Source organism: Bacteroides sp. AM32-11AC, from assembly GCF_003603515.1.
Taxonomy (GTDB): Bacteria; Bacteroidota; Bacteroidia; order Bacteroidales; family Bacteroidaceae; genus Bacteroides; species Bacteroides uniformis.
The window spans coordinates 279,257-298,118 of the sequence record NZ_QTNH01000001.1 but is presented as its reverse complement, the minus strand read 5'-3'; the positions used below and the strand labels follow the sequence as shown (position 1 = coordinate 298,118).

The following is an 18,862-nucleotide window of genomic DNA, read 5'->3' as shown; positions in this document are numbered from 1 at the left end:
GCAAATGTAGGGGATGGAATATACAAATGCATTAGTTAATAGTTCGCAAAAAGTACGAATTCGTACAAAACTTGCGAACTATACCACTCTTGTACTTTTATTCCCTTTCACTTTGGTTCTTTGCTTCCTTCACCTCTTCCAGTAGGGCAGAGAGCGTTTTTACCTTGTCCGGATGGGCTTCTGCCACATTGTCTTTTTCGGACGGATCAATGGAAAGATTGTACAGTTGAGGCTGCGGGGCGTTCCCCATTTCTATTTTTGTCCAATACTCCAGTGCCGGCTTGTCGCTGGGCTCTATGTATTTCCAGTCTCCTTGGATAATGGAGAGTGTATTGTCCAGATTCTGTTGTACAATATAGTCACATCCGGCAGTATCGGTTCCCAGGAAGTTGTTGAGCTGGTCGCGGCTGTCGGGAGCGATGCCTGCTTCCAGCGGATGGTTCAGCAGGGCGGCGAATGAAGCGTATACATCAATCATGGAGAAGGGGGCTTGTTGTTTGCCGGGTTTGATGCCATTGGGCCAGCGTACAATGAAGGGAATACGGGTACCGGCATCGAAAGCGCTGTACTTCCCACCGCGGTAGTGCTTCATGGGAGTATGGCCGTTCAGCAGTTCGCGTGCCTGGTCCTGATAGCCGTCGTCTATGACGGGACCGTTGTCACTGCAGAATACAAAAATGGTGTTGTCGGCAATGCCGAGGCTGTCCAAAGTGTGCATGATTTCACCCACGGTCCAGTCCAGCTGGAGGATGACGTCGCCACGTACGCCCAAACCACTCTTGCCGGCGAAACGCGGATGTGGCACGCGGGGAACATGTACATCTTGCGTACCCATATAAAGGAAGAAAGGTTCGTCTTTATGGGCTGTGATGAAGTTCTTGGCTTTGTCTGTAATCACGTCGGCAATGTCTTCGTCTGTCCAAAGGGCGGATTTGCCGCCGGTCATCCAGCCGATGCGGGGGATGCCGTTGATGATGGTGTTATTGTGCCCCTGGCTGGGTTTCATCTTGACGAGTTCGGGGTTTTCGAGACCGGTGGGCCAGTCACCGACCTTGTGGTCGTAGCTCACAGTGATAGGGTCGTTGTGGTCGAGGCCCACTACATGTCCGTTCTCTACAAAGACGCAGGGAACGCGGTCGACGGTAGCGGGGATGATGTATTCATAGTCAAAGCCGATGTCTTGGGTGTTCGGTTTGATGGAGTGGTTGAAGTCTGTACCGCCTTTAGGACCCAGGCCGAGGTGCCACTTGCCCACTGCTGCAGTGGCGTAGCCTTCTTCTTTGAACATATCGGCCATAGTGACGCAGGCGGTATCGATGATGAGTTCGGAATTGCCCGGAGCAATGCCGGTATTCTTCTGTCGCCAGGGATACATGCCTGTCAGCAGGCCGAAGCGGGAAGGGGTGCTGGTGGAAGAAGTGGCATAAGCGTTGGTAAACTGCATGCCTTGTCCGGCAAGGCGGTCAATGTTGGGAGTGCTTACTTTGGTGGCACCGTAACAGCTCAGGTCGCCGATACCCAGGTCATCAGCAATCAGATATACTACATTGGGCTTCTGCGGCGAGTGCTCCGAAGTCTTGTCTTTAGGTTGGCTTCCGCATCCCGCTATCAGGGCTGCACCGGGAATCAGAGACCACAAGGGGGAAAAATGCTTCATAGTTCTTTGACTTTAGATTGTAATTCTGAGGTCAAAGGTAAGAGGTTTTATGGAATCGGGTGTATAAGGAAGTACAAGGGAAGGGAGAAAAAGTACAAACCGTATCATGCGATGGCTTGATGTACAATATTAAGATGTCTCTTCACTGTCTTCCGTACTTTCCTCTCCTCCATTCTCTCCTTTGCGGTAGGCCAGCGGGCTGACGTGGTAAATGTCCTTGAAGCATTTGGAGAAATAGCGTGAAGAACTGAAACCTATCCGGTCCGAAATTTCGGTGATATTCAGTTCCGGATTGTTGCGCAGCATCAGGGCACCCTTCTTCAGGCGGATAGTCAGGATAAAGTCGTTCGGAGTTTGCCCGGTGATAGCCTTCAGCTTGGTGAACAGATTGGTGCGTGCCATTGCCATTTCACGTGCAAAGACGTTGACGTTGAATTCCGTATCGTCCAGATGTTTCTCAATGACTGTCATGGCGCGGTCCAGAATCTCCTTGTCTATGGGATTGGTGGCAAGCATCTGTGCGAAAGCCTGTGGTTGCTTGCTGAACTTCTCCTGCAGAAGAATACGCGAGTTTACCAGATTGTTGCAGCGCGAAATCAGCAGATTGGTGTTGAACGGCTTGGTGATATAGTCGTCCGCACCGATGCGCAGTCCCTCGATATTCTGTTCGATGGCAGTACGTGCCGTGAGCAGTACCACGGGAATATGGCAGGTGTTGAAGTCGCTCTTTATCTGTTTGCACAGTTCCGTTCCCGACATGTTGGGCATTACTACATCGCTGACTACGATATTGGGCATTTCGCTGCGCACCAGTGCGAGTCCTTCCGCTCCGTCGGCCGCAGTCAGCACTTCGTAGAAGGGCTTGAAGATACCTGCCAGCATGTCGCGGATGGAGTCGTTGTCTTCCACTATCAGGATTTTTGCATCCGGGAGTCGTTTGATGGGAGCACTCTCTTCCAGCTCCGCCTTGAGCAGGGCATCGTTTTCCGGTTTGGGAATTTCTATTTGTTGCACACTGTCTGCATTCTTATTTATTTGCTCTTCGTCAAACTGTGCGTTCCCCAATTGCAGGTTTACGATGAAGCTGCTACCTTTGCCCAGTTCGCTTTCCACACGGATGGTGCCGTGATGGAGCTCCACGATACCCTTCGTCAATGCCAGGCCGATACCCGTACCCGTCTTGCTTGCATCCGTAGAGTCCATTTGGTCTATCTGGTAGAAGCGGTCGAATATCTTGTCCACTTCCCGGGCATCTATGCCGCTGCCGGTATCGGTTACGCGGATGACGGCATTGCTGCCTTCGGTCTTGATGCTGAGGGTGATGCTGTCTTCCGCCTTGGTATGCTTGACGGCGTTGGACAGCAGGTTGTTTATCACTTTCTGCATCTGTTTTTGGTCATACCATACTTCGAGGCTGTCTGTTTCCTTCTCGAAGTAGAGGCTGATTTGTTTGGCGCTGGCATATTCCAGGAAAAGCAGATAGTTTTCGTATAGGAAGTTCACGATGTTGTGTGGACTTACCTTTATCTTCATGTGCCCTTGTTCCTGCTTGCGGAAGTCGAGCAGCTCGGTGATGAGTTCCCGTAGCTGTATGCTGTTCTTGTAGATGCCCAGTACCTTGTTATATATGGCAGGCGTGAAGTTCTGGAGTTGCATCAGCGTTTCCACTTGGGCCACGATGAGTGTCAGCGGGGTGCGGAATTCATGGGAAATGTTGGTGAAGAAACGTAGCTTTGACTGGTTCAGGGCCTCTACGTCACGGATGTGCTTCTGTTCGTACTTCAGTGATTCCCGCAACTTGATTCTGGACTTGTAGGTACGCACCAGATACCAGAGCAGGATTCCCGTCACTATCAGGTAGATAAGATAGGCAAGGGGAGTCTTGTAGTAGGGAGGCAACACGTGTATGGTCAGGTGGACTTGCGGACAAAGGCTCTCGTCTTTTCCGTTGGGCTTTATAATCAAGTTATAGGTTCCGGCGTTTAGGTTGGTATAGGTGATGTTGTGCAGTCCACGGGCACTGTTCCAGTCGTTGGAGAAGCCTTCCAGCTTATAGATGATGTCGTCTTTGTTGGCGGCTACATAGTTTGAAGTGGCGAACTCTATGCTGAACATGGACTGGTCAGCGTTGAGCGTAATCTCGGGGGTGCAGTACAAGGCTTGCTGCAGGATACCGGTCTCATCTCCCACTTGTATTTCCGTTCCGTTCACAATGAGGCGGGAGAGGATGATTTTGTAGGGTTTTGGTGTGAAGTTCAACTCCATTTCGTGGAAAGAAATCATTCCCTGCGTGCCTCCCAGGAATATTTCTCCGTCACGGGTCACGCAAAGGGCATTCTCATTGACGGCAGTCATTGGGAAACCGTTTTCGGCACTGTAGTTCAGGAATGCCTTTTGCCGGTAGTCGAAGATGGAGAAGCCTTCGTTGGTGATGAGCAGCAGTTTGCCGCTGGTAGGGGATTCCTGCGTCTCGTAGATGCAGTCGCTGGAAAGGCCGTTCTTCGCTTGGTCAAAGTTCTCGAAGTCGTTGCTGGCAGGGCGGTATAAGTCCAGTCCGCTGCCCGAAGTGGCGAACCACAGATTGCCTTTGCTGTCTTGGGTAATGTTGTTTACATTGTTGTTGCTGATGCTGTGTGGGTCGGCAGTATCATGGCGGTAGTTGGTCAGTTTGCCGGTATCGAAACGGTAGCTGAACACACCTTCGCCCGTGGCTGCAATCCAGAGCGTACCGTTACTGTCGAAAGTGACATCTGCCACCATCTTGATTTTTTTGCCTTCTTTGCTGTCCTGGAACAGTTGTTGGCATTTCCCGTTGGCAGGGTCGAAGAGGCAGATTCCGTTTTGGGTGGCTATCACCAGGTGGTCTTGGTAAGGCGCGATATCGCGGATGATGTCGGAAGGCAAGGTCTCCGGATTACCTGCTTCCATGCGGTAGTGTGTGAATCGCCCCGAGCGTATGTCCAGTCTGTTCAGTCCGCCCAGATGGGTTCCTATCCAGATGATGTCTTTGGAGGCATCATAATAGAGAGCCTTGATGTTGTTATGGGAAATACTGTTGGGACCGATTTCCGGGCGGAACCATTTGAACTCACGGGTACGGCGGTTGTAATAGTTCAGTCCGCCCCCTTCGGTGCCAATCCACAGATTGCCGTCCTTGTCTTCGATGGTGCGGCCTACAACCGGATTGCTCAGCCCCTTCTTTTCGATGGGCGAATACATATAGCGGCTGTATATCTCGTACTCGGGGTTGAAGTAGTTGACGCCGCCAAAGTAGGTCCCCAGCCACAGCGTTCCTTGGTTGTCCTTTACGATGCACCAGATGGAAGAGTGTGTCAGTCCGTCGCTCTGGGCATCACTGGCAGTGTGGTTCTGGAAGAGTCCCGTACTTTTGTCATACCGGTTCAATCCGTTGAATGTCCCAATCCAGATGTTTCCCAGATTGTCTTCACAGCAGGCTCGCACGAAGTTGGAAGAGATGCTGTAAGGGTTCTTTGCGTCGTATTCAAAGATTTCGATGGTTCCGTCGGTCTTTACATGGTGCAGCCCTTCTTCCCAGCTGCCAATCCATAACTCGCCTTCGCTGTCTTGGTATATGCTGGTGATGTTGCCTTTCAGGATGGGGTGGGTCAGCTCGTTCTTGTCCAGTTGCAGGCGGTATGCTCCGTTGGTGGTCGTTCCAATCCACATTTGTCCATTGTCCAGATGCATACAGCAGATTTCCAGACTTTTTCCGGGAAGCTGGTAATAGAGGTCAAAGTTCCCGGTCTGCTCGTTATAGCGGTAGATTTCATTCTGTTTTCCGATGAAAAGGGCCTCTTTGTAATATATGCTGTGTACATTTCCTTGCAGCAGGGTGGTGAATCTTTGGGTGGCAAGATTGAACTCGGCTACTCCTTCCGTACAGAGCAGGTAGATTTTTCCGTTACGGTTGCCGGCCATGCGCAGCACGGTGTTGCAGAAAAGGCTGTAAGGGTCGTTCTTCTGCAGCTTGTAAGTTTGTATGTCTTCTCCGTCATAACGGTTCAAGCCTTCTCGGGTTCCAATCCATAATACACCGTTTTCATCGATGTAAAGGCTGTTCACGGAGAATTGTGACAGACCGTCGTCGGTTGTCAGATGGTTGAAGGTGATGTTCTGCGCCTGCAGGGTTGCAGCAATCATGCTTACTGAAACAAGAAGCAGCCGGATGATAAACGTTCGCACTTTTCGGGTAGTTTTTAAGGTTTCAGTTACAAATATAGGTATATTTTGTACAAGACTTCTTATTTATTAGGCAGTTTTTGCGGTTATGTTTGGATAAATGTATAATTTTGGAAGCGCGCCGAACGATACTTGTCTTTTGATAGATGGCAATCGGCGTATCTTTGTAAACAAATTAATTCATTTATTATCATGAAAGACCTTTTATCTATTGTATCTCATTTTCAAATGCAGGGTACGGTTCGTGAAATCAAGCCTTTAGGCTCAGGCCTGATTAACGATACGTACAAAGTGACCACCGCTGAGGCCGATGCGCCGGACTATGTTCTGCAACGTATCAATCATGCCATTTTCCAGAATGTAGAGATGTTACAGTCCAATATCGAGGCTGTGACCGGGCATATCCGTAAGAAGCTGGAAGAGAAAGGAGAGGCCGATGTCGAGCGTAAAGTGCTTCATTTCATCCCCACGGCCGAAGGGAAAACCTATTGGTATGACGGTGAGAACTACTGGCGTATCATGACTTTTATTCCCCGTGCCAAGACTTACGAAACGGTGAACCCCGAATATTCCTATTATGCGGGAGCTGCCTTCGGTAACTTCCAGGCTATGCTTGCCGATATTCCAGATACATTGGGCGAGACAATTCCCGATTTCCACAACATGGAGTTCCGCCTGAAGCAACTCCGTGACGCTGTGGCTGCCGATGCGGCAGGACGTGTGCAGGAGGTGCGGTATTTTCTGGATGAGATAGAAAAACGCGCTGATGAGATGTGCAAGGCAGAGCGCTTGTTCCGTGAAGGCAAACTGCCCAAACGGGTATGCCACTGTGATACGAAAGTGAATAACATGATGTTCGACGAAGACGGTACGGTGCTTTGTGTCATCGACCTGGATACGGTGATGCCCAGCTTCATCTTCTCCGATTATGGTGATTTCCTTCGCTCTGGTGCCAACACGGGGTTGGAAGACGACAAGAATCCGGATAATGTGAACTTCAATATGGAAATATTCCGGGCATTTACCAAGGGCTATCTGGAATCGGGTAAGTCCTTCCTGTTGCCGATAGAGATTGAGAATCTGCCTTATGCGGCTGCCTTGTTCCCATACATGCAGTGCGTACGCTTCCTGGCAGATTATATCAACGGTGATACTTATTATAAAATCCAGTATCCGGAGCACAATCTTGTGCGTACCAAAGCTCAGTTCAAACTGTTGCAGAGTGTGGAGGAACATACACCGGAGATGAAAAAGTTCATTGACTCATGTATCTGAAAAAGTATCTGATGATGATAGCTGCCGCTCTTTGCATGCTGCCGCTGTCTGCAATTAATCCCCAAAATAGTAAAATGAAAGAATTGAATGTAAAGAAAGTTAGTGTGACCAATATACCGGTAGAGTCGGTTCCGGCTCTTATGGATGAAGAGAAAGTGGCGTTTCAGCCTGTAAACACAGTGAATTGGGCTGTTTTTCCTTATGCTCCCGATGTGGCGTTCCGCATAGCGCATACGGAAGATGCCATTCTGCTGCATTTCAAGGTAAGGGAAGCGAGTGTACGCGCAGTTGCAGGCCACGATAACGGTCCGGTTTGGGAAGATGCGTGTGTAGAGTTCTTCTCTGTGCCTGTCGGTGACGGAGTGTACTACAATATGGAGTGTAATTGTGCCGGAACGCTGCTTATCGGTGCGGGTGCCGGACGTGGAAACCGCCAGCATGCCCCGCAAGAGGTGCTCGATAAAGTACAGCGTTGGGCTTCTTTGGGACGTGAGGCTTTCGACGAAAGAGTAGGTGAGTGTGCCTGGGAAGTGGCCCTGGTCATCCCTTATTCCGCTTTCTTCCTGCATGACATCACTTCGTTGGATGGAAAGACGCTCCGTGCCAATTTTTATAAATGCGGTGACAAGCTCCAGACTCCCCATTTCCTTTCCTGGAATCCGATAGGTCTGGAGAAGCCGAACTTCCATTGCCCGGAGTTCTTCGGTACCCTGCATTTCGAGTAGTAGTAGAACAAAAAATTACTCAACCTGCCCTCACCACTATCACCGCTTTTCTGAAACTCCCTATTCATCGCCCTTTCAAGGGTGAGTGAGAGCAAATAAAAAGGGTGAGGGCAAATTTTACCCTCACCCTTCCGAGCGTACCCGGTTGCTTCCTGCTTCTTTCCCCGTCTTTTATAGGACAAGACAGACCATTGTCTACAGAAACAGTATAATAAATACCCTTTATATACTTAATCCGTTAGTTCACAACACTGAACAGTTTGTTCCAGCATTAGAGAACACTTTGTTTCAGTATAGAAAAACACTTTGTTTTCATATAATGGAACGAACTGTTTTGTTAAGGGAAACAAAGTGTTCTCTATAAGGAAACAAAATGTTTAGTTAAAGGAAACAGTTTGTTTTACTTAGCATACTGCCTGGAATGAATGTGCATCAAAAAATAGTAAAAGATAATGCAGGAACTATTGTAGAGGAATATAGAAAAGGGCACGAACTACGCAGACTTACAGAAAAGAATTTATTCATCCGTATTGTCTGCGTGATTCGTGCCCGAAGAAGGGTGTTTACTTCACGATTCCTTTGGAATTCTTGATGAAATTGATGATATTGTGTATCTCGTCACTCATCGGTACTTGGTCTTCAATCTTCTGCAAGGCATCCTGCACGCTGAAGTTTCCCTGGTATACCAGACGGTAGGCATTTACGATATGGCGCAATACACGTTCGGTCACCTGGTGTTTGTGTTGAAGCACAGCAGCGTTGATACCGTGGTATTCCGCCGGATTACCGTTCATGATGATATAGGGCGGCACATCCTTTGATATGCGGCAGCCAGCTTGAATCAGTACCCAACTTCCAATGTGGCAGTATTGGTGCAGAATGACGTTGCTGCTCAGAATGGTACAATCGTCTATCTGACATTCTCCGGCTACGGTAGTCTTGATACCCAGTACACAATGGTTGCCTATCTGCACGTCGTGGCAGAGGTGTACACCATCCATCAGGTAGTTTTCATTGCCGATGCGGGTAGCGCTTCCTGCATGGGTAGCACGGCTGATAACCACGTTCTCGCGGATGTCGTTATTATCACCGATAATCAGCATACTGCTCTCTCCCGTATAGTGGAAGTCTTGCGGTTCGGCACCCAGAACGGCATTGTGATGTACCTTGTTCCCTTTTCCCATGCGGGTACCGTGCAGAATTTTTGCACCCGACATAATAATACAGTCATCACCGATTTCCACGTTCCCTTCGATAAATGCAAAGGGCTGGATGGTTACATTCTTGCCGATTTTTGCGGCAGAATCTACATAAGCTAACGGACTTATCATAGTAATTAGCGATTAATGATTAATGATTAGTGATAAATGGTTAGTGATTAGGATTTACTATTTCATTAATCGCTAATCACTAATCACTTATCGCTCATTTTATTCTCTTCCTCCTCCAAGCGCTTGATACAGGCTGATAACCGCCTGCATGCTGCTGAAGGTGTCGGATACTTCTGCAAGCTGTGCGCTGAGGTAAGACTGCTCGGCAGACAAGACTTCCAGATAGGTCGACGTGCCTAAGTTAAACAATTCTTTTGTATCTGAGGCAGCTTGGCGGGCAGAATTTACTTGAATAGTGCGTGAAACAGCTTTGTCCTTCTCCATTTGATACAGATGCAGGGCGTTGCTCACTTCATTTCCGGCATTCAGCAGGGCGGTTTGGAACTGAATCTTAGCCTGCTCCTCTTGTGCCTTGGCTTGTTTCAGACGGGCAATGTTGGCACCGCGATAGAACAAGGGTTGCGTCAGCGAACCGATGGCGGAAGCCAGCAGTTTGCCCGGGTTGACGATACCTGCACCGGAGTTATTGGTCCAGCCTCCCGAACCGCTCAATGTAATCTGCGGGTAGAAAGCGGCACGGGCGCTATTGGTGTTATAGTAGTTGGCAGCCAGTGACATCTCGGCAGCTTTCACGTCCGGACGGTTGGATAGCAACTGCAAGGGGATACCTACTGAAAATTCCGTAGGCAGCTGCTGCTCTTCCAGCACACCGCGTGCGATGCTCTGTGCCGGTTGGTGCAACATCAGGCAGAGGGCGTTTTCGGTTTCGCGTATGCTCTGGCGTATGTCGGGCAGTGATGCCATGACTTGAGCGTAGGCAGTGCGGCTCTGCTCTACGGCAGCAGAAGTGGTTCCGTAGATGCCTGCATCTTTCATGGCTTGCACGGTCTCCAGGTTCTTTTTCAGAATCTCGACGGTGCCTTCGGTGATTTGGAGTTGGCGGTCCAGCATCAGCAGGGTGTAGTACATGTTGGCTACGCCGGCGATGACTTGCGTCTGAACGGCTTGTTCGTAGAACTGCGTCTGCTTCAAGCTAACCTTTGCTTGTCGCTTCGGGTTCAGCAGTTGACCGAAGAGGTCGACTTGCCAGCTTGCGGTGACGGGCAGGGAGTAGATTTGTGTAGCCTTTCCCTTGTCCCAGCTGCTGACGGTTCCTTGCGGAGACAAGACAAGCGTCGGAGCATAGGCAAGACGGGCAGACATCAGTGCGGCTTGTGCTTGTTTCACGTTCAAGGCGGCACTGCGCAGGTCACCGTTGTTGGTGAGTGCTTGCTCGATAAGTGTCTGCAGCTGCGGGTCTGTGAACACTTCTCTCCAAGGCAGATTACCGAAGTTGGCCGTATCTGCGGCTAATGTATCGTTCACGGACGCCGTGTCGCGATACAGTCCGGCAGTTGTTATGTCTTCGGGTCTGTCGTATGATTTGTAGATGTGGCAACTGCTCAATAAAGCAGTTGCGCACATCAGGCATATTATTTTCTTCATAATCGCTAATCGTTAATCACTATTTTGTATATTGTTCAATCTCCGGTTCTGCATCCGAGTTGTCCACATCTTCCCATTCCATCGGCTTGAATTTCTCCTGCAGGTACTGGAATGCCACGAACAGTGCGGGCACTATGAAGATTTGCAGAATCATACCGATTAACATACCGCCGATGGCAGACGTACCCAGCGTACGGTTACCGTTGGCACCCGCACCGGAAGCAAACATCAGCGGGAGCAGACCGACAATCATTGCCAACGACGTCATCAAGATAGGACGCAGACGGGCTGCGGCACCCAATACGGCTGCCCAGGTGATACTCATACCCATTCTGCGGCGTTCGAGGGCAAACTCTACAATCAAGATGGCATTCTTGGCCAACAGACCCATCAACATGATGAGGGCAATCTGCATATAGATGTCATTGGACATCGTACCCAGAATCATTTTCAGTGCCGGGATGCTGCCCAATGCGCCTATACCGCCTACAAAGAGGAAGCTACCCAGCAGACCGAACGGCACGGACAGCAATACGGATAAAGGCAGGATGTAGCTTTCGTACTGGGCACTCAGCAACAGATAAACGAATACGAAGCACAATATGAAGATGAGTCCCGTAGTGCTGCCACTCGTTTCGGCCTCTTCACGCGCCATACCTCCCAACTCATAACCGAAACCGGCAGGCAGGTTTTCCTGCGCCACTTCGGCAATGGCTTGCAGAGCCTGACCGGAAGTGTAGCCTGATGCGGGAGCCACCATCACCTTCATGGAGGTGTAGAGGTTGAAACGGCTGATGACGTCAGGACCATATACTTTCTTGATGGAGATGAACTGCGTGATAGGTGCCATCTCGTTGCCGTTGCGCACCTTGATGCTTTGCAGTGTTTCCATATTCTTGGTAGCATCAGGTTCGGCTTGTACCATTACGCGGTACATCTTACCGAAGCTGTTGAAGTTGGAAGCATACAAACCACCGTAATATCCCTGCAAGGTAGTCAAGATGTCATTGGGGCTGATGCCTGCTTTCTTACAAGCGGCAGCGTCAATGTCCAGCTGGTATTGCGGGAAGTGAGGGTTGAAGGATGTCTTGGCAGAGTTGATTTCAGGGCGTGCTTCCAGGGCTGCGTTATAGTTGTTCACCACGTCGAAGAAGTGGTTCAAATCACCACCCGTCTTGTCCTGCATGTTCAACTCGATGTCGCTTGAAGCCGAGTAACCCGGAATCATAGGCGGCGCGAAGAACAATACCTGCGCTTCCTTGATAATCTTTTGGGCGCGCATGTACAAAGTGGCGTACACAATCGTGGAGTTCTGCATCGTGGAACGTTCTTCCCAGTTCTTCAGCTTGATGATGAGTGAACCGTAGGAGGGGCCTTGACCGCCCAAGAAGCTATAACCTGAGATAACGGTACGTGACTGTACGGCAGGGTCTGCAGCAACCAAGCTGTCCACACGGTTCAAAATCTCTTGTGCGCGTTCTTGTGAAGTGCCCGGAGGCAGTGTCACAGCGCCCATGATGGTACCGGTGTCTTCGTTGGGCACCATACCGGTCGGGGTTATCTGCATGAATACGCCCAACAGTACAATAGAGCCGATAACCAGTCCTGCCGATATCCAGCGTTTCTGGATGAAGAACAGCACTTGTTTCTTATACTTGCCCAAGATACCGTTGTATGAGTCATTGAAGGATTGTTTGAACTTGTCGGTAGTCATACCTGCCAACGCCAGCACACTGATGATAATCATCAAGCTACACAGAATGGGGTGTTCGCTGAAGCTGAACAGACCGAAAATCATGCCCAGGATAGCTACCGTCACGAAGAGCAGTGTAATGCCGGGACGCATCAACCGGCCTATAGAGTCGGCATAACGTGCAATCATAATCTTGCGGGCTTCCTTGGCGGCAACGCCTACACGCTCTTTCAGACTTTCGTGTCCGCCGTTGTGAGGTTTCAGGAAGATGGCACACAGCGCAGGACTCAGGGTCAGGGCGTTCAGAGCCGAGAAACCGATGGCAATCGCCATGGTCAAACCGAACTGACGGTAGAAAGTACCTGCCGTACCTCCCATGAAGCTCACGGGAACGAATACGGACATCATCACCAACGTAATGGAGACGATGGCACCACCCAGTTCACTCATGGCGTCGATGGAAGCTGTACGGGCCGATTTGTAGCCCTGGTCCAGCTTGGCATGGACGCCCTCGACGACGACGATGGCATCATCGACCACAATCGCAATGGCAAGCACCATGGCCGAAAGGGTCAGCAAGTTGATACTGAAGCCAATCAGTTTCAATACAAAGAAGGTGGCAATCAACGCCACGGGAATGGCGATGGCGGGAATCAACGTGGAGCGCATATCCTGCAGGAAGATATACACTACGATGAACACCAGGATAAAGGCCTCGATCAATGTCTTGATTACCTCATGTATGGAAGCGAAGAGGAAGTCGTTGGCACTCTGTGCAATGTTTATCTTCAAGCCGGCGGGCAGTTTGCTGGAATAGTCGTCCAGTAGGGCCTCGATATCCGAGATGGTCTGCGTGGCATTACTGCCTGCCATCTGGAAAATGATACAACTCACGGCTTTATGTCCGTTTACCATATTGTTGAATCCGTATGACAGACGACCCAGTTCCACATTTGCTACATCCTTCAGACGGAGTATTTCACCGTTCTCCAAGGCCTTGATGACAATGTTCTCGAACTCCGTAGTCTGTTGCAGACGTCCTTTGTAACGCAGAGTATACTGGTAGGTTTGGTTACCGCGCTCACCCAACTGGCCGGGAGCCGCTTCGATGTTCTGTTCGCTCAAGGCGGCAACCACATCGTTGGGGATAAGTTTGTATTGGGCCATTACATCAGGTTTCAGCCAGATACGCATGGAGTAGTCTTGTCCCAATACCATGGCATCGCCCACACCGTTGACACGTTTCACCTCAGGGATAAGGTTGATGTTGGCGTAGTTTTCCAGGAACTCGATGTTGTACTGGTCTTTTTCATCATAGATGGAGAATACCATCAACATGGAAGTCTGGCGTTTACGGGTGGTTACACCGATTTTGGTAACTTCGGCAGGCAGCAAGCCTTGCGCCATGGAAACGCGGTTCTGTACGTTCACCGCTGCCATATCGGGGTCGGTACCTTGCTTGAAGTAGATGGAGATGTCGCCCGAACCGCTGTTGGTGGCGCTCGAACTCATATACATCATATTTTCCACACCGTTAATCTGGTCCTCCAGCGGAGCGATAACGGAGTTAAGCACCGTTTGGGCATTGGCACCTTGGTAAGTCGCACTTACCGATACGGTGGGAGGTGCAATGTCCGGGTATTGGGTGATAGGCAAGGTAGCCAGACCAATAACTCCTAAGATTACTATCAGGATGGAAATTACCGTTGATAGTACCGGACGGTTAATAAATCTATCTAATTTCATTTCATGAACAATTAAGGAATTAAAAATTGAAGAATTTTTTTATTTTTCATTCTTTCATTGAAACGCAGTCTGAATATTGCCTTCTTTCTGGTCTTTTAGGGCCTTCTGGTATTCGGCTTCCTTTTCAGCAGGCGTGATGGGCGTGATGGACTGTCCGTCCTTCAGGTTCTGTACCCCTTCGATAACGATTTTTTCGCCTGCTTTCAAACCTTCCGTCACGTAATAATACTTGCCGTCGTCTAAGCTGAACACTTTAACTTCGGTATTTTTCAGCGTGTTGTCCGGTTGCAGTACGAATACGAACTGCTTGTCCTGGATTTCGGTAGTGGCAGACTGTGGAATCATGATGACATCATGCAGCGGGTTGGGGAATACCACATTGCCGGTGCTTCCACTACGCAGCACGTTGTGCTTGTTGGGGAAGAGGGCACGCATGGTTACCGAACCGGTAGTCTGGTCAATGACTCCGCTGATTGTCTCCACGCGGCCACTGTCGGCATACATGGTCCCGTCGATGAGCTGCAACTGTACATCCGGCATCTTTTCCAGAATTTCCTTGGTGCTACCGCCTTCACGAATCTGTGACAAGAGTTGGCGTTCGGTCATGGAGAAGTAGGCGTACATTTCGGAGATGTCGGCAACGGTAGTCAGCGGGCTGGCTACGGAAGGACTAACCAAGCTACCTACGCGGTAGGGAATGCTACCTACTACACCGTCACTGGGGCTGGTTACACTGGTGTATGACAAATTGTTCTTGGCATTGACCAATTGGGCATTGGCTTGTGCCAGTTGTGCCTTTGTCTGTGCCAGCTGGTTTTCGGCCATTTGCAAATCGTAGTCACTGATGATGTTTTTCTTGTTCAGTTCACGTTTGTTGTTTACAGTCAGTTCTTGTGTGTTTACGGCAGCTTTGGCTGTTTCAACAGCAGCTTTGGCCGAATTTACGGCTGCCTGATACTGTACGGGGTCGATGCTGAACAACACTTGTCCTTTGCGCACTGTTGCGCCTTCATCCACGTGCAATTTTGTGATGAACCCACTCACCATCGGGCGGATTTCTACATCTTGTTTACCCTTGATAGTAGCAGGGTAGCTGTTTGTCAAGTTGGCAGTGGTGGTCTTTGCCTCAATCACTGCAAATTCGGGAGCTTTACCCGTTCCTTTGTCGCCTTGTCCGCAACTGCTGAGCAGTGCCAGGCAACATGCCAATAATACTAATCTACTCTTCATACTCTTTTTTGTTCTCTGTATAATTTTATATTCTTCTTTTTTTCGATTCTTGAAAGGCGTTTTTGTGTGTAATTCATGATTTAGAAATAAGGTAGGAAAAAGAAAACTGAATACTCCTATTCAGTTTTCGTCTGCAAAAATATTCTTTTCTTAGTATATAAGGTGTGAAACACTTCCTTTTTTAACTATGTTTCATACATAGATGAGAACGAAAGGACATTTTTTGATTAAAATACTGTAAAGCATACCGCTAATTGGCAGATAACCTTTATTTTTGCAGCATGTTAGAACGTAAACGCCATACTAAAATGAAGCCGCTTTTCCGCAGGTTGTTGGGGGGTGTTGCCATAGCTGCCGCACTGTATTCTTGTGCCAGTGTGGGCCGTATTGAAGGAGGACCTTATGATGAGACTCCTCCGCGTTTTATTTCCGGTACTCCCACGCCCGGCGCACTCCATCACAATAAAAATAAACTTTCCATTGAGTTCGATGAATTTATCAAGCTTGACAAGCCGAATGAGAAGATTGTAATATCCCCTCCGCAGGTGCAGCAGCCCGAAATTAAGTCTAATGGGAAGAAGGTGGTCATCACTCTGCAGGATACATTGAAACCCAATACTACTTATACATTCGATTTTGGTGATGCCATCCAGGATAATAATGAGGGGAATCCCTTGGAGAATTTCTTCTATTCTTTCTCTACGGGCGACCGTCTCGACTCTATGGCTGTGGCCGGTACAGTACTGAATGCGGCCAATCTTGAACCGGTGAAAGGAATGCTGGTCGGTCTGCATGCCAATCTGGCCGACTCCGCTTTTACCAAACTTCCTTTTGAGCGGGTGGGGCGTACGGACAGTCGCGGACGCTTCTCTATCCGTGGAGTGGCTCCCGGCAAGTATCGCATTTATGCCTTGCAGGATGCCGACCAGAATTTTGCCTATTCCCAGCCGACGGAAGTGATAGCTTTTAATGACTCTATCATCATTCCTTCCATGGAAGAGCGCATGCGCCAGGATACGACCTGGATAGACTCGCTGACAGTAGATACGATTGTAGAACGTCAATATACCCACTACCTTCCGGATGATGTTCTGCTGCGTGCTTTCAAGGAGCTTTCCTTCTCGCAACGTTTTTTGAAGGCCGAACGGTTGACTCCGGAGAAGTTTTCGCTCTATTTCACTGCTCCGGCAGACACGTTGCCTTTATTGAAAGGATTGAACTTTAATGAGGAAGATGCGTTTGTTATAGAACAGCCTACCGGCCGGAACGATACGATTCATTATTGGATAAAGGATTCTCTGCTCTATAAGCAGGATTCCCTGAAAATGAGTATCACCTATTTGTATACGGATAGCCTGAAACGATTGGTACCCCGTACCGATACTTTGAATGTGCTGGCGAAGTTGACATACGACAAGCAGCAGAAGCAGAAGCAGGAAGCGAAGGAAAAGGAACAGAAAGAGCGTGAGAAGAAAAAGAAGAAGTTGAAGGAAGGTGAGGTGGAAGAGCCCGAGCCGACGGAATTCCTGGCTGTAGATGTGTATGCCCCTTCTGCAATCGATGTATATGATTATCTTACTCTGTCGTTTACGGAGCCGGTGGCAAGCATAGATACCACCGCTTTCCATCTGAAACTGAAAGTGGACTCGTTGTGGCAGGATATCCCGTTCGACTTTATGCGCGACTCTTTGGACTTGAAGCGTTATAATCTGTTTGCCGAATGGGCACCCGGCGAAAGCTATACATTTGAAGTGGATTCTGCTGCCATACGCGGATTGTACGGGTTGTTCTCCGACAAGATAAAGAAGGACTTCAAGGCCAAGAAGCTGGAAGAGTACGGGCAGATATTCTTTAATGTGCATGGAGCGGACTCTCTGGCTTTTGTGGAACTACTGGACGGTCAGGACAAAGTGCTGCGCACGGTGCCGGTGGTGGATGGGAAAGCCGATTTCTATTTCCTCAATCCGGGCAAATATGGAGCGCGGCTGATAAATGATACGAATGGGAATGGCGTCTGGGATACGGGAAACTATGCCGAGAAGCGCCAGCCTGAAATGGTTTACTATTATCCGATGGTTCTGGAGCTTAAAGCGAACTTTGATTTGACCCAGGAATGGGATATTAAGGCCAAGTCCCTGGATAGGCAGAAGCCGGACGAACTAAAAAAACAAAAACCAGATGAAGACAAGAAAAAGCAAAACAGGAACAAAAATAACCGCAGTGGCAATAGCAGCCGCAACAGTGGTAGAGGCCATAGCTATTAGGCGGAAGCAATTGTTCATTCTATTAATGGTGGGAGCGGTCTGTTTGGGAACCTCCCAGTCTGTTCAGGCCCAATGTACTGCAAAGAATGAAGCTTTCCAGTCGGGCGAGCATGTCATGTACGATTTATATTTCAATTGGAAGTTCATTTGGAAGAAGGTGGGTCTGGCAAGCCTCACTACCAATGCCACGACTTACCATTCCGAGCCTGCATTTCGCTTTAACTTGCTTTGTGTAGGCAGTAAAAAGACCGATTTTTTCTTCAAGATGCGTGATACGTTGACTTGTTATGTCAGCGATAGGTTGGAGCCGCTCTACTTCCGTAAAGCGGCGGAGGAGGGAAGCCGCCATACGGTGGACGAGGCTTGGTTCTCCTACTCGGACGGACTGGCGAATGTAAAGCAGAGACGCACCTGGCACAATCCCGTGCGTGAGGCTCAGGAGATGGAATACAGTGATAGTCGCTGTATCTTCGATATGTTGAGCATTTTGGCGCAGGCGCGCTCTTATGACCCTAAAGACTACAAGGTAGGGCAGAAGATACTCTTTCCCATGGCCACAGGACGCAGGGTGGAAGAGCAGACGTTGATTTACCGCGGCAAGGAGGAGGTCAAGGCGAATAACGACACCGTTTACCGCTGCTTGGTATTCTCTTTCGTAGAGTACAAGAAAAGTAAGGAGAAGGAGGTCATCACCTTCTTCGTATCCGATGATAAGAACCACCTTCCCATTCGCTTGGACATGTATTTGAATTTCGGTTCGGCCAAGGCATTCTTCAAGAGTGTCCGGGGCAACCGCTATCCGATGACGTCTGTGGTAAGGAAAAAGTGATGTTATCCCCTTTTCTAAATACACTGGATTCGAAAGTGGCAATCAGTTTTCCCTCCTGGTTGGTGACGTCGATCTGGTAATATCCGGTGGTGCGGCCGATGTAGCGTTCGCGTGCTTCGGCATACAGTACATCGCCCGGTCCGCTGCTGCGCAGGAAGGTGATATTGGACGAAAGAGAGAAGGCCAATGTTCCGTGGGAGTTGGCTGCTGCTGCCAGTGCCAGGTCGGCAAGGGTGAAGATGGCACCCCCTTGCGTACGGCCTCCCGCATTGAGATGCTCTGCCGTGATAACCAGGCGTGCCTTGCTGTATCCTTCCTTTATTTCTATCAGTTCTACACCTGCATTCGTGGCGAAGCGGTCGTTCTTAAAAAACTCTTGTGCGGTCATGGGGAGTAATGATTAATGTTTAGTGATTAATGATTAATG

The 18,862-nt window shown here is 49.3% G+C and carries 11 protein-coding genes; 4 read left to right on the top strand and 7 right to left on the bottom strand.

All coding sequences use genetic code 11. The features are described 5' to 3' along the window. Positions 1-97 precede the first annotated feature (97 nt). Positions 98-1,657 (bottom strand): sulfatase family protein, encoded by a 1,560-nt coding sequence (locus DW800_RS01205; protein ID WP_117680837.1) that lies wholly within the window; start codon positions 1,655-1,657, stop codon positions 98-100. 129 nt (positions 1,658-1,786) lie between these two features. Beyond that, positions 1,787-5,860 carry a hybrid sensor histidine kinase/response regulator transcription factor gene (locus DW800_RS01200; protein WP_117588608.1) on the bottom strand — a complete coding sequence of 1,358 codons (4,074 nt, stop codon included), beginning with the start codon at positions 5,858-5,860 and terminating at the stop codon, positions 1,787-1,789. A 189-nt stretch (positions 5,861-6,049) separates the two neighbouring features. Between DW800_RS01200 and DW800_RS01195 the strand changes: the two genes are divergently transcribed. Both DW800_RS01195 and DW800_RS01190 read left to right on the top strand, forming a co-directional pair. Beyond that, complete coding sequence (locus DW800_RS01195; RefSeq protein ID WP_117703801.1) at positions 6,050-7,132, top strand: phosphotransferase enzyme family protein; 1,083 nt, start codon at positions 6,050-6,052, stop codon at positions 7,130-7,132. Next, positions 7,123-7,857, top strand: coding sequence for a carbohydrate-binding family 9-like protein (locus DW800_RS01190; protein WP_119957705.1), 735 nt, complete (start codon positions 7,123-7,125; stop codon positions 7,855-7,857). Before DW800_RS01195 ends, DW800_RS01190 begins: the two co-directional genes overlap by 10 nt. Before the next feature lie 563 nt (positions 7,858-8,420). On the opposite strand, the gene lpxA is transcribed toward DW800_RS01190, so the two are convergent. From lpxA to DW800_RS01165, 4 genes are all read right to left on the bottom strand, one after another. After that, positions 8,421-9,188, bottom strand: coding sequence for an acyl-ACP--UDP-N-acetylglucosamine O-acyltransferase (lpxA, locus tag DW800_RS01180; protein ID WP_008662093.1), 768 nt, complete (start codon positions 9,186-9,188; stop codon positions 8,421-8,423). A gap of 99 nt (positions 9,189-9,287) precedes the next feature. Further along, positions 9,288-10,673, bottom strand: coding sequence for a TolC family protein (locus tag DW800_RS01175; RefSeq protein ID WP_119957704.1), 1,386 nt, complete (start codon positions 10,671-10,673; stop codon positions 9,288-9,290). A gap of 19 nt (positions 10,674-10,692) precedes the next feature. Then, positions 10,693-14,112, bottom strand: a complete 3,420-nt coding sequence (locus tag DW800_RS01170; RefSeq protein WP_005833831.1) for an efflux RND transporter permease subunit — start codon at positions 14,110-14,112, stop codon at positions 10,693-10,695. 54 nt (positions 14,113-14,166) lie between these two features. Next, positions 14,167-15,342 (bottom strand): efflux RND transporter periplasmic adaptor subunit, encoded by a 1,176-nt coding sequence (locus tag DW800_RS01165; protein WP_057254017.1) that lies wholly within the window; start codon positions 15,340-15,342, stop codon positions 14,167-14,169. Between the two features lie 308 nt (positions 15,343-15,650). Between DW800_RS01165 and DW800_RS01160 the strand changes: the two genes are divergently transcribed. Together DW800_RS01160 and DW800_RS01155 are read left to right on the top strand one after the other, a co-directional pair. Continuing rightward, a complete protein-coding gene (locus tag DW800_RS01160) occupies positions 15,651-17,606 on the top strand; it encodes an Ig-like domain-containing domain (RefSeq protein WP_005833829.1) in 1,956 nt (651 codons plus the stop codon). Beyond that, positions 17,521-18,435, top strand: coding sequence for a DUF3108 domain-containing protein (locus DW800_RS01155; protein ID WP_165859874.1), 915 nt, complete (start codon positions 17,521-17,523; stop codon positions 18,433-18,435). The genes DW800_RS01160 and DW800_RS01155 overlap by 86 nt, the downstream gene beginning before the upstream one ends. Here DW800_RS01155 and DW800_RS01150 read toward each other — a convergent pair. Beyond that, positions 18,380-18,823: a PaaI family thioesterase gene (locus DW800_RS01150; protein WP_005826009.1), complete on the bottom strand. Its 444-nt coding sequence runs from the start codon at positions 18,821-18,823 to the stop codon at positions 18,380-18,382. The two genes, DW800_RS01155 and DW800_RS01150, sit on opposite strands and share 56 nt — an antisense overlap. Positions 18,824-18,862: the final 39 nt, after the last annotated feature.